Below are 12762 nucleotides of genomic sequence, written 5' to 3' on the forward strand. Positions count from 1 at the left end.
ACCCTATGAACGGTGTCAACGACATGGCCGTCGGTCCGGGAGGCTTCGTGCCGCCCAACCCGGGCGGCGGCGCCAACAACAACGGCGGCAACGGCGATGCGGCGGGCATGCCGCCGGCATCGCGCGGCGCGGGGCAGCAGCAACCGCAGTCATTCACCGCCTGGCATGACGCACGCCGTCCGCATGCGGGCGACACGGCGCTGGCCGGCAACAACCCGCTCGTCGCGGCGGCCAACCCGCTGCTCGACCTGATCCCGCAGATCCGCGCCACCGGCCACCACGATGCGCCCGCGCAATTGCGCGAGCACCTGGTCGACGAGGTCCGGCGCTTCGAGACGCGCGCGCAGCAAAGCGGCATTGCGCCCGAAGTGATCATCGGCGCGCGCTACTGCCTGTGCACCGCGGTCGACGAAGCGGCCGCGCTCACGCCGTGGGGCGGCAGCATCTGGTCGTCGCAGAGCCTGCTCGTGATGTTCCACAACGAGACCTGGGGCGGCGAGAAATTCTTCCAGCTGCTGTCGCGGCTGGTGCAGAACCCGCAGCAGCACCTGCAGCTGATCGAGCTCATCTACTTCTGCCTGGCGATGGGCTTCGAAGGGCGCTTCCGCGTCATCGACAACGGCCGCACGCAGCTCGAAACGCTCAAGCAGCGGCTGCTGCAGATCATTCGCCAGGCGCGCGGCGAAATTGCCGTGCCGCTGTCGCCGCACTGGCAGGATGCGAGCGCGCCGGTGCGCCGCACGCGCAACTGGGTGCCGCTGTGGGCCGTGGGCGCGGTGGCGGCGGTGCTGCTGGTGCTGGTGTTCGGCGTGCTCACCTTCAGCCTGGCGGGCCGTTCCGACGGCGCATTCGCCGCGGTCAATGCGGTGCGCCTGCCGCAGACGCAGCGTGCCGTGGCCGTTGCGCCGGCACCGCAGCCGCGGCTGCAGCGCTTTCTCGAACCCGAGATCCGCGACGGCCTGCTGACGGTGCGCGACGAGGCCGACCGCAGCGTGGTGGTGCTGCGCGGCGACGGCCTGTTCGCATCGGGCTCCGACCGCGTGCTCGACCGCTATGCGCCCGTGCTCGCGCGCGTGGCCGATGCACTCAACTCGGTGGAAGGCAATGTGCTCGTCAGCGGCTTCAGCGACGACCAGCCGATCCGCAGCGTGCGCTTTCCGTCCAACTGGCAGCTCTCGCAGGCGCGTGCCGATGCGGTCAAGAAGATGATCGCCACGCGCGTCACGCGGCCCGAGCGGCTGCGCGCCGAAGGCCGCGGCGATGCCGACCCGCTGGTGCCCAACGATTCGCCGGCCAACCGTGCGCGCAACCGTCGGGTCGAAGTGACGCTGCTGGTGGCACCCGTGGCCGCAGGCGCCGCTCCCGCACCAGCGCCGCAGGGAGGAACCCGCTGATGCTGCGCGCGATTTTCCGTTTTCTCGTGAGCCGCGACCTGTGGGTCTTTCTCGGGCTGCTCGCCGTTGCGTTCCTGATCTGGATCATCGGCCCCGTCATTGCGGTGGGCCGCTACCGGCCGTTCGAAAGCGAGTTCGTGCGCATCGTGGTGATCGCGCTGATGTTCGCGATCTGGATCGCGCGCGTGCTCTACCGCAAGTGGCGCGAGCGGCGCCTCAATGCGCAGCTGCTCAACCAGCTGCGCACGCCGTCGCCCAAGGAGAAGGCGGCCAAGCCGGAAGATGCGCCCGAGATCAAGGAGCTGCAAAGCGGCTTCACCGACGCCACGTCCATCCTGAAGAACATGCGCTTCGGCGCCGATGCCGGCGGCAAGCCCGCGGGGCGCTTCGCGCTGTTCGACCGCCAGTACCTGTACCAGCTGCCCTGGTACATCTTCATCGGCGCGCCGGGCTCGGGCAAGACCACCGCGCTGGTCAATTCCGACCTCGACTTTCCGCTCGCCGACCAGCTCGGCAAGGCCGCGGTGCGCGGCATCGGCGGCACGCGCAACTGCGACTGGTGGTTCACCAACGAGGCGGTGCTGATCGACACCGCCGGACGCTACACCACGCACGAGAGCAACCGCGAGACCGACGAGGGCGAGTGGAAGGGCTTCCTCGACCTGCTCAAGAAGTTCAGGCCGCGCCAGCCGATCAACGGTGCCATCCTCACCATCAGCATTGCCGACCTGCCGCTGGCCGACGACGCGCAGCGCGCGCGCCACGCGATGGCGCTGCGCAAGCGGCTGCTCGAACTGCGCAATGGGCTGGGCATCAATTTTCCGGTGTACGTGCTGGTCACCAAGACCGACCTCTTGGCCGGCTTCAACGAGTACTTCGGCGCGCTCGGCCGGGCCGAGCGCGCACAGGTCTGGGGCTTCACCTTTCCGATCGATGCCAACCCCGCAGACCCGGCCAAGGCCGACCTGCGAGAGCGCTTCCACCAGGAATACAAGCTGCTGCACCAGCGCCTGGACGAGCGCCTGCCGGAACTGCTGGCGGCCGAGCCCGACCAGCTGCGCCGCGCGCAGGCCTACCTGCTGCCGCAGCAGTTCGCGAGCTTCGAGGACATCCTGGGCACCTTCCTGGCCGACGTGTTCAACCCCTCGAAGTTCGAAGTCGCGCCGATGCTGCGCGGCGTGTACTTCACCAGCGGCACGCAGGAGGGCACGGCTTTCGACCGCGTGATGGGCGCGATCAAGCGCTACCTGCAGGTCAACGCGCCGCCCGCGCCGCCGCCGGGCCCGGGCAAGAGCTACTTCCTCAAGGAGCTGCTGCAGCAGGTGATCTTCCGCGACGCGGGCGTGGCCGGCACCAACCTGCGCTGGTACCGGCGCAAGCGCGCCATCGACCTCGCGGGCTACGGCCTCATCGGCGTGCTGCTGGTGGTGGTGCTGGGCGCCTGCGTGAACAGCTGGCGCAACAACCGCGACTACGTGGCCGAGGTCGACACCAACGCCAAGGCCTTCAACAAGGCCGCGGCGCGCGGCGAGCTGCCGACGGTGGTCGATTCCAACAGCGACATCGCGAGCTCGCTGCCGGTGCTCGACCGCCTGCGCGACCTGCCCAAGTCGAGCCATTTCGACATCGGCGATCCGCCCATGGGCTACCGCTTCGGCCTCTACCAGGGCGAGAAGCTGCAGGCCGCGACCGACGGCGTCTACCAGCGCGCGCTCGAAGGGGTGCTGCTGCCGCAGGCCGCGCAGCGCGTGGAGCAGGCGCTGCGCGAGGCCTCCAAGACCGATGCCGAATACAGCTACGAGGCGCTCAAGGCCTACCTCATGCTCTACGACGCGGAGCGCTACGACGCCGACTTTCTCCAGGCCTGGCTGCTCACCGACGTGGACCGCAAGATCGGCGCCGGCCTCACGCGCGAGCAGCGCACCAACCTCGAGTCGCACCTGAAGGCGCTGTTCGCCGAACGCGTGGTGACCTCGCCCTTCGCCAAGGACGACCGGCTCGTCACCGAGACGCGCAACCGCCTGGCCGGCGTGCCGCTGGCGCAGCGCGCCTATGCGCGGCTGCGGCGCATCCTGCTGCAGACCAGTCCGCCCAATGCCTTCAGCATCGCGGAGGCGGCGGGGGCCGAGTCGGCGCTGGTGATCAAGCGCACGAGCGGCAAGCCGCTCACCGACGGCATCCCGACGCTGTTCACCTACCGCGGCTACTGGGACATCTTCGACAAGCGCATGGCCGAGACCACGCTTGCGCTCGAACAGGAAGACCGCTGGGTGCTGCAGATCCGCGCGCCCGGCATGGCCGACATCACCTCGCGCGAGCTGCTGCTGCGCGAGGTGCGCCGGCTCTATCTCACCGACTACATCCGCGTCTGGGACGACTACCTGCTCGACGTCCGGCTGGCCGACAGCCGCTCGCTGCTGCAGAGCATCCAGATGACGCGCGTGCTCTCGACCAGCGAGTCGCCGATGTCGCGCCTCATCCGCGGCGCGGCGCGCGAGACCGACCTGCTGCGCAACCACGACGAGGCCACGCGCAGCCTGCTCGACCAGGCGCAGAACCGCGTGGCCAGCACGCGCGAGCGCATCGAGCAGCTCATCGGGCAGCCCGACGGCAGCCAGCGCCGCAACACGGTGCCGGACCGCCCCGAATCGCTGGTGGACAACCACTTCGCGCCGCTTCGCCGCATGGTCACCGCGCCCAAGGCCGGCGGCCAGGCGCCGATCGACGCGACGGCCGCGCTCATCAACGAGCTCTACACCTTCCTCACCGCCACCGACACGGCATTGCGCAGCGGCAACATCCCGCCCTCGAGCGACGCGGTCACCAAGGTGCAGGCCGAGGCGGGCCGCCTGCCGGTGCCGTTCCAGGGCATGCTGAACGACCTCTCGGCCACCGCGTCGTCCAAGGCGGCGGCGGTGACGCGGCAGAACATCGGGCAGAACGCGGCCGCCACCATCGGCCAGTTCTGCAGCCAGGCCATTGCGGGGCGCTATCCGTTCTCGCGCGGCTCGAGCCGCGACGTGGCCGCCGGCGACTTCGCGCAGCTGTTCGCGCCGGGCGGCATGATGGACGACTTCTTCCAGAAGAACCTGGCCTCGCAGGTCGACACCTCCGTCAACCCCTGGGCCTTCAAGAAGGGCGTGGACGGCAGCTCGCCGGGGCGCTCGGCGTATCTCGATTCGTTCCAGAAGGCGCAGGCGATCCGCGACGTGTTCTTCTCGGGCATGGCGGGCGGGCGCACGCCCTCGTTCACCATCGACATACGGCCCGAGGACATGGACGCCGCCATCAGCCAGTTCACGCTCGACGTCGACGGCCAGACGGTGCGCTATGCACACGGGCCGCAGGCCCCCAGCACCGTCAAGTGGCCCGGCCCGCGCAACAGCAACCAGGTGCGGCTGCAGGTGACGACCGCCAGCGGCACGCCGGCCGGCGGCATCGTCACCGAAGGGCCGTGGGCGCTGCACCGGCTGTTCGACAAGGCCTCCATTTCGTCGGGCAGCGCGCCCGAATCGTTCAACGCAACCTTCGACCTGCAGGGCAGGAAGGTGGTGCTCGCGGTGACGGCGAACAGCGTCTACAACCCGCTGCGCCTGCACCAGATGAACGGCTTTTCGTGCCCGGGGAAATCCTGACATGAACAGCGGCATTCCTTCGCCGCGGGTGTGGGTGCCCGACGACGAGCAGATCGGCTGGTACGGCAAGCTGCCCGCGGCCGGCGACTTTCTCTACCGCCGCGTGCCGCGCGAGCTGCAGGCCTGGTGGGACCGCTGGATGCAGAACGGCCTGGGCACCTTCAAGCGCTGGCCCGACGCCATGACGCGGCACTACGTGGTGGCGCCGGTCTGGAACTTCGCGATTCCGGCCACGCAGGGCGTGGACGCGGTGCAGTTCGGCTGCCTGGCGCCCAGCTGCGACCGCGTGGGGCGCTACTACCCCGTGTGCGTGACGCTGCAGGTGGCCGCCTCGAGCTACCGGCCCTCCATGCTCGAGGGCTCGGCCGCGTGGTACTGGCAATGCGGCAGCGCGCTGCTGCAGGCGATCCGCCACAGCGTGGCGCCCGACCAGTTCGACCGCCAGGTGCTGGCCGCGGCCCACGGCGGCTTCCAGACCGCGAGCGGCGGCTCGGACGACATCCTTTCGATCCTCGGGCCCGCGGCTGGCGGCGCCGGCGCCACCGGTGCGCAGCAGCGCCTCGGCTGGCCCGAGCTGCCGCTGTGCTTCGACGCCTTCGGAAGCACCAGCTACTGGTGGACCAACCAGGCGGACGGCTCGCCGCTGCGCACCGCCGCCCACGGCGGAGGCCTCAACACGCCGTTGTTCTCGAAGTTGTTTTCACAGGGGCATGTGCCATGGGCATGAACGACCAGACCCCCGCCGCGGGAGGAGATGCATGACGACCAACGCCAGCAATGACAACAGCAACGGCAGCGCCAGCATGCAGGCCGATCCGCAGGAGCGCCCCCATCCGCTGGACGCGGGCCACCGGCTGGACGAATTCGAGCTGCTCGAGGTCATTGGCGAAGGCGGCTTCGGCATCGTCTACCGCGCCTACGACCACTCGCTGCAGCGCGAGGTGGCCATCAAGGAATACATGCCCTCGATGCTCGCGCGCCGCGTGGGCGACGACAGCGTGCACGTGCGTTCCGACCGCCTCACGGCCACCTTCCAGGCGGGCCTGCGCAGCTTCATCAACGAGGCGCGCACGCTCGCGCAGTTCAGCCATCCGGCGCTGGTGCGGGTGCACCGCTTCTGGGAGGCCAACAGCACCGCCTACATGGCGATCCAGCTCTACCGCGGCCGCACGCTGCGCCGCCTGGCCGAGGAAGAGCCGAAGAAGATCTCCGAGGCCTGGCTGCTGAGCATGCTCGGCCCGCTGCTCGGCGCGCTCGAGACGCTGCACCGCAGCCAGTGCTTCCACCGCGACATCGCGCCCGACAACATCTTCATTCAGCAGGACGACCTGCCGGTGCTGCTGGACTTTGGCGCGGCGCGCAAGTCGATCGCCGACCTGGTCGACGAAGTGGCGGTGATGGTGAAGTCCGGCTATTCGCCGATCGAGCAATACGCCGACGACAACACGCTGCTGCAGGGCGCCTGGACCGACCTCTACGCGCTGGGCGCCGTGCTGTACCGCGCCGTCACCGGCCACCCGCCGCCCTCGGCCGTGGTGCGCAGCGTGCAGGACGCCTACGTGCCGCTGTCGTCGCTGGGCCGCAGCGACTTGAGCCCGGCCTTCTGCGCGGCCGTCGACCACACGCTGGCCGTGCACAGCAAGGACCGCACGCAGACCGTGGCCGCGTTCGCGGCCGAACTGGGGCTTGCCAAGCTGGGCGATACCTACGTGAGCGGACTGGCGGCGCCCATGGCCGTCATCGCGCCGCCGCCGCCTTCGAAGGCCGCGCCCGCGGTGGCACCGGTGCCGCAGCAAGCGCCGGCTGCCTCGGCGGCACCCCAGGCATCGGCGCCAGCGGCGGCCGCAGCGGCGCAAGCCACTGCATCGGCCAGTGCCGTGCGGCCTGAAGCCGCTGCCCCCGAGCCGGTCGAGCCCAAGCCCAAGCCTCAGCCCGCGTCCAAGGCCGAGCCTCCGTCATCCTCGCCCAAGCCCGCCGCACCGCGCGAGGCTGCGGCAGCGCCGGCACGTCCTCCATCGGCTCCCGGCAAGCCGCAGCCTCAGCCAGCACCGACCGGCAAGAAATCGTCGCGGCCGCCGTGGGGCCTGGTCGGCGTGCTGCTGATTGCGCTGGTGGCCGTGGGCAGCTGGATCGGTCTTCACTTGACTTCAGGCCGGCAGGAAACATCGACCGCCATGGTGCCGGTGCCCCCGCCGTCGGGGCCGATGTCCGCCACCTCGCCGCCGCCTGCCGCCATGCCGCCGGGCGAAGGCGCCGCCGGCGGCTCATCATCGTCATCGGCGCCCGCGGGCGAGAACGTGGCGGCAGCGCCCGGCACGCCGCCTCCCGCGGCAGCGGCCAGCGCACCGGCCGGCCCGTTGACGCCGCTGACCAATGTGCCAGTGGGCGCGGCGCCGGCAGCTGCACCGGCCACACCGGACCCCGCAGCCACGCCCCCGGGCGCAACGCCAACGCCCGTGCCGCCGCCGGAGGCCGCCATGGCCACCGCCGAAGCCGAGGACTGGAACCTGGCCCAGGCCGAGAACACGCGCGAAGGCTACGAGGCCTATCTGCGCCGCTACCGGCGCGGCCCGCATGCGCGCGATGCCCGCAACGCCATCGCCGAGCTGAACCGGCTCGCGCAGGCCGTGCCCGCGGCACCGGGCACGGCGCCCACGAATCCGGTACCCACCGTGATCGCCGGCGGCCCGACCCCGCCGGCCGCGTCGCCGGCCGCTCCGCCCGGCATGGGACGCGTGGTGCTCAACATCCGTCCCTGGGGCCAGGTCTTCGTGGACGGCGCCGAGCGCGGCGTGAGCCCGCCGCTCAAGTCGCTCTCGCTGCGCCCGGGCATCTACAACATCGAAGTGCGCAACGGCGACCTCGATGTCTACCGCCAGCGCGTGACGGTGCAGGACAGCAAATCGGCGCCCGTGGTGAGCCACGAGTTCAAGTAGGCGCTCCTCTGCACCTTGGTGGGCGCGCTCAGTTCCGCAGCGCCCTGCGGTACTGCACCGCCTCCGCCACATGTACCACCCCCACCGATTCGGCGCCCGCCAGGTCGGCCACGGTGCGCGCCACCTTGAGCGCGCGGTGCGTGCTGCGCGCCGACCAGCCGAGCTTGGCGGCGGCGTTGTAGACGAACTTGCGTGCCGCATCGTCGAGCGCGGCATGCTTGTCGATGGCGCCGGCCTGCAGCGCCTGGTTGGGGCCGCCCTGGCGCTGCAGCGCGAACTCGCGCGCGGCCACCACGCGGGCGCGGATGCTGGCCGTGGATTCGCCGGGCGGCGCGTCGATGAGCTGCTGCGCCGACACCGCGGGCACCTCGATGTGCAGGTCGATGCGGTCCAGCAGCGGGCCGCTGAGCTTGGCCTGGTAGCGCGAGATCTGGTCCGGCGTGCAGCGGCAGGCCTTCAGCGTCGAGCCCAGGTAGCCGCAAGGGCAGGGGTTCATGGCCGCGACCAGCTGGAAGCGCGCCGGAAATTCGGCGCGACGGGCGGCGCGCGCGATGGTGATGGTGCCCGTCTCCAGCGGCTCGCGCAGCGCCTCGAGGGCCGAGCGGGCGAACTCCGGAAATTCGTCCAGGAAGAGCACGCCATGGTGCGCCTGCGAGATCTCGCCGGGCCGCGGGGGCGAGCCGCCGCCCACCAGCGCCACGGCGCTCGATGTGTGGTGGGGCGCCGAGGTCGGCCGGTTCATCCAGCGCGCGGCCGAAAAACTGCCGGCCAGGCTGGCCACGGCCGCGCTCTCCAGCGCCTCGTCGACGCTCATGGGCGGCAGCAGGCCGGCAAAGCGCTGCGCCAGCATCGACTTGCCCGAACCGGGCTCGCCGACCATCAGCAGACTATGGCCGCCGGCGGCGGCGATCTCGAGGGCGCGTTTGGCGCCGGCGTGGCCCTTGACGTCGGCCAGGTCGGCATAGAGCGGCGCGGCCGCCGCGGCTGCGGCGTGCACGCGGGCCCAGCCGTCCGTGGCGGGCTGCTGCTGCTGTTCCTCGCCCTGCGGCAGCGCGGCGCCCTCGGGCATGAAGCGCTGCACCACGTCCAGCAGGTGCCTGGCGCCATACACCTCGCTGCCGGGCACCAGCGCCGCTTCCTGGGCGCTGGCGGCGGGCAGCACCAGCCGCGTCGCGATGCCGCGCGTGTGCAGGGCCAGCGCCATGGCGAGCGCGCCGCGCACCGGCCGCAGTTCGCCTGAAAGGGAGAGCTCGCCGGCAAATTCATGGCCCGCCAGCAGCGCAGGCTGGATCTGCCCGCTGGCCGCGAGGATGCCGAGCGCGATCGGCAGGTCGAAGCGGCCGGAATCCTTGGGCAGGTCGGCCGGCGCCAGGTTGACGACGATCTTGTTGTTCGGAAACTCCAGGCCGGCGTTCTGGATGGCCGAGCGCACCCGCTCGCGCGCCTCCTTGACCTCGGTTTCCGCCAGCCCGACGAGCGTGAAGCTCGGCAGGCCGTTCGCCAGATGCACCTCGACCGTGACACTGGCCGCTTCCAGCCCAAGCAAAGCGCGGCTTTGCACCAAAGACAGGCTCATTCCACTCCCTCTCACCATTGTGGTGCGCCCGTTTTTGGCCGGGCTCATGCACCGCGGTGCCCCATGGGGTACCGCAACTGAACACGCTTGTAACTATTTCGCCTGGGTTGCAGGTGCGGGGGCGGCCGCCGTGCCGCAGGGCAAAACGTGCACTTTGGCACGCTCCCTGCTATGAGACGGTGTCCCCCAACAATCCAACCAACTCCGAGGAGTCTCGATGATGCACCGTAAATTCGCCCAGGCAATGGCCGTGGCCGCCCTTGCTGCCCTGCCGATGCTTGCGAGCGCACAGCTCACGGGGAATGTGGCACTGACCAGCAACTACAAGTTCCGCGGCCAGGACCAGGACATGATCGGGAAGAACGACTACGCCAAGACCAAGGGCTTCAAGCCCGCGATCCAGGGCGGCTTCGACTACGCCTTCGGCGAGACCGGCTTCTACGTGGGCAACTGGAACTCCAGCGTCAACTGGCTCAAGGGCAACAGCATCGAGAGCGACATCTACGGCGGCTACAAGTTCAAGGCCGGCCCCTTCGACATGGACGTGGGCGCGCTGACCTACATCTACCCGGGCAACTCCGCCGGCAACACCACCGAGCTGTACGGCGCCGGCACCTGGGCCGACGAGGCCATCGGCTCGTTCACGCTGAAGTATTCGCACACGGTGTCGAAGGACTACTTCGGCTACGCGGGCAACAAGGCCGGCTCGGGCCTGAAGGGCACCAACACCGGCTACCTGAACCTGGCCTACAGCAAGGAGATCGTGCCCAAGCTCACGCTGAAGGCCGCCGTGGGCTACACCCACATGTCCAGCGACATCCGCAGCCTGGGCTACAAGAGCTACGTGGACTACAACGTGGGCGTGTCGTACGACTTCGGCAGCGGCCTCGCACTGGCCGGCTCGATCCAGGGCGCCAACAAGAAGAGCTCGTACCTGGCGGTGTCCAACCCGGGCGTCGACCTCGGCTTCGGCACCTTCGGCCAGACCACCTATTCGCCCAACAAGGCGCGCTTCATCGTTACGCTCAGCAAGACCCTGTAAGCAGGCACAAGAACAAGGTGCGGCCCAAGCTGCCGCACCATCCATTCCATCCAAGAAGGAGAAAGTCATCATGAAGCTGGTCACAGCCATCATCAAACCGTTCAAGCTCGACGAGGTGCGCGAAGCCCTCTCGGCCATCGGCGTGCAGGGCATCACGGTCACGGAGGTCAAGGGCTTCGGCCGCCAGAAGGGCCACACCGAGCTGTACCGCGGCGCGGAGTACGTGGTCGACTTCCTGCCCAAGGTCAAGATCGAGGCGGCGGTGTCCGACGACCTCGTCGACCGCGTGATCGAAGCCGTGGAGGGTGCGGCGCGCACCGGCAAGATCGGCGACGGAAAGATTTTTGTCTACAACCTCGAGCAGGTCGTTCGCATCCGCACCGGTGAAACCGGCCGCGAAGCCCTCTGATCCAGCCCGGAAAACAACAACCATGAAAAAACTGCTTGTTTCTCTCGCGCTCGGCCTGAGCCTGCTCGCTGCAGGCACGGCGAGCTTCGCCCAGGCGCCTGCTGCCACGCCCGAGGCGCCGGCGGCGTCCGCGCCCGCAGCCGCTGCTCCGGCACCTGCAGCCGCTCCGGCTGCCGCCGCACCCGCTGCGGCTGCCGAAGCAGCGCCCGCCGCGGCGCCTGCCGCTCCTTCCTTCAACAAGGGTGACACCAGCTGGATGATGCTGTCCACGCTGCTCGTCATCATGATGACCGTCCCCGGCCTGGCGCTGTTCTACGGCGGCCTGGTGCGCAGCAAGAACATGCTGTCGGTGCTGATGCAGGTGATGGTCACCTTCTCGATGATCGTGGTGCTGTGGCTCATCTATGGCTACAGCCTCGCGTTCACCGAGGGGAACGCCTTCTTCGGCGGATTCGACCGGCTCTTCATGAAGGGGATCTTCGATCCGGCCACCGGCGTGTTCGCGCCCGGCGCCACCTTCAGCAAGGGCGTCTACATCCCCGAGCTGCTGTTCGCCGCCTTCCAGGCCACCTTCGCCGGCATCACCTGCTGCCTGATCGTGGGTGCCTTCGCGGAGCGCGCCAAGTTCTCGGCCGTCCTGCTGTTCATGGTGATCTGGTTCACCTTCAGCTATGCGCCGCTCGCGCACATGGTCTGGTTCTGGATGGGCCCGGACGCCTACACCGCCGCCAACGTGGTGGACGCACAGAACGCCAAGGCCGGCCTGATCTGGCAGTGGGGCGCGCTCGACTTCGCGGGCGGCACCGTGGTGCACATCAACGCCGCCGTGGCGGGCCTGGTCGGCGCCTTCGTGATCGGCAAGCGCGTGGGCTACGGCAAGGAAGCCTTCACGCCGCACTCGCTCACGCTCACCATGGTCGGCGCTTCGCTGCTGTGGGTCGGCTGGTTCGGCTTCAACGCCGGTTCGGCCCTGGAAGCCGGCACCAGCGCCGTGCTCGCCTTCATGAACACCTTCACCGCCACGGCCGCTGCCGTGCTCGCATGGTGCATCGGTGAAGCGCTGATGCGCGGCAAGGCCTCGATGCTGGGCGCTGCTTCGGGCGCCGTGGCAGGCCTGGTGGCCATCACCCCGGCCGCCGGCAACGTCGGCCTGATGGGCGCGATCATCATCGGCTTCATCGCCGGCTTCGCCTGCCTCTGGGGCGTCAACGGCCTCAAGAAGCTGCTCGGCGCGGACGACTCGCTCGACGTGTTCGGCGTGCACGGTGTCGGCGGCATCGTCGGCGCGCTGCTCACCGGCGTGTTCAACACCCAGGCCCTGGGCGGCCCCGGCCTCGTGGGCGACTGGGTCACGGCCAGCGTGGTGTCCAACGGCATCGGCGCCCAAGTGTGGATCCAGCTCAAGGGCGTGCTGCTGACCATCGTGTGGTCGGGCGTGGTGGCGTTCATCGCCTTCAAGATCGCCGACCTGACCATCGGCCTGCGTGTGTCGGAAGAAGAAGAGCGCGAAGGCCTCGACATCTCCTCGCACGGCGAGACCGCATACAACAGGTAACCCCAAAGCAATAGGCAACCCCCCAGTCTTCGCGCACTTCGTGTCGCTTCGCCAACCCCCCTGCTGGGGGCAACACCAGCGGCCCGGCAAAGCCGGTTCCGCGGTGTTTCGCGAAGAAGGCATGCGGTGCGGGGGCTGGTGGTGAGAAGAAGAAAAAGAAAGAACAGGACGATTTTTCAGCGAGGTCTCCTTTGGATGTTCAGCCCGCGAGCGCT

General features: G+C 69.5%; 8 protein-coding genes. 7 read left to right on the plus strand and 1 reads right to left on the minus strand.

Translation table 11 applies throughout. The features are described 5' to 3' along the window. The first annotated feature begins 5 nt into the window (after nucleotides 1-5). The 4 genes from ACAM58_RS01695 to ACAM58_RS01710 are packed head-to-tail and all read left to right on the plus strand — an operon-like array spanning nucleotide 6 to nucleotide 7965. A complete protein-coding gene (locus ACAM58_RS01695) occupies nucleotides 6-1394 on the plus strand; it encodes a DotU family type VI secretion system protein (RefSeq protein ID WP_369663959.1) in 1389 nt (462 codons plus the stop codon). Beyond that, nucleotides 1394-5029, plus strand: coding sequence for a type VI secretion system membrane subunit TssM (gene tssM, locus ACAM58_RS01700; protein WP_369663960.1), 3636 nt, complete (start codon nucleotides 1394-1396; stop codon nucleotides 5027-5029). The genes ACAM58_RS01695 and tssM overlap by 1 nt, the downstream gene beginning before the upstream one ends. Before the next feature lies 1 nt (nucleotide 5030). After that, nucleotides 5031-5756 carry a type VI secretion system-associated protein TagF gene (gene tagF, locus ACAM58_RS01705; protein WP_369663961.1) on the plus strand — a complete coding sequence of 242 codons (726 nt, stop codon included), beginning with the start codon at nucleotides 5031-5033 and terminating at the stop codon, nucleotides 5754-5756. A gap of 31 nt (nucleotides 5757-5787) precedes the next feature. Then, complete coding sequence (locus tag ACAM58_RS01710; protein WP_369663962.1) at nucleotides 5788-7965, plus strand: serine/threonine-protein kinase; 2178 nt, start codon at nucleotides 5788-5790, stop codon at nucleotides 7963-7965. 28 nt (nucleotides 7966-7993) lie between these two features. On the opposite strand, the gene ACAM58_RS01715 is transcribed toward ACAM58_RS01710, so the two are convergent. Beyond that, nucleotides 7994-9541 carry a YifB family Mg chelatase-like AAA ATPase gene (locus ACAM58_RS01715; protein WP_369663963.1) on the minus strand — a complete coding sequence of 516 codons (1548 nt, stop codon included), beginning with the start codon at nucleotides 9539-9541 and terminating at the stop codon, nucleotides 7994-7996. Nucleotides 9542-9758: 217 nt separating this feature from the next. Between ACAM58_RS01715 and ACAM58_RS01720 the strand changes: the two genes are divergently transcribed. The 3 genes from ACAM58_RS01720 to ACAM58_RS01730 all read left to right on the plus strand — a co-directional run bounded on the left by ACAM58_RS01720 (nucleotide 9759) and on the right by ACAM58_RS01730 (nucleotide 12547). After that, entirely contained in the window at nucleotides 9759-10583 is an 825-nt protein-coding gene (locus tag ACAM58_RS01720) for a TorF family putative porin (RefSeq protein WP_012745382.1), read from the plus strand. Nucleotides 10584-10653: 70 nt separating this feature from the next. Beyond that, the gene (glnK, locus tag ACAM58_RS01725; RefSeq protein WP_007833403.1) at nucleotides 10654-10992 is read left to right on the plus strand and encodes a P-II family nitrogen regulator; all 339 of its coding nucleotides are present in this window, start codon (nucleotides 10654-10656) and stop codon (nucleotides 10990-10992) included. 22 nt (nucleotides 10993-11014) lie between these two features. Continuing rightward, a complete protein-coding gene (locus tag ACAM58_RS01730) occupies nucleotides 11015-12547 on the plus strand; it encodes an ammonium transporter (RefSeq protein WP_369663964.1) in 1533 nt (510 codons plus the stop codon). Nucleotides 12548-12762 lie beyond the last annotated feature (215 nt).

It is taken from the genome of Variovorax sp. V116 (assembly GCF_041154435.1).
Taxonomy (GTDB): Bacteria; Pseudomonadota; Gammaproteobacteria; order Burkholderiales; family Burkholderiaceae_C; genus Variovorax; species Variovorax paradoxus.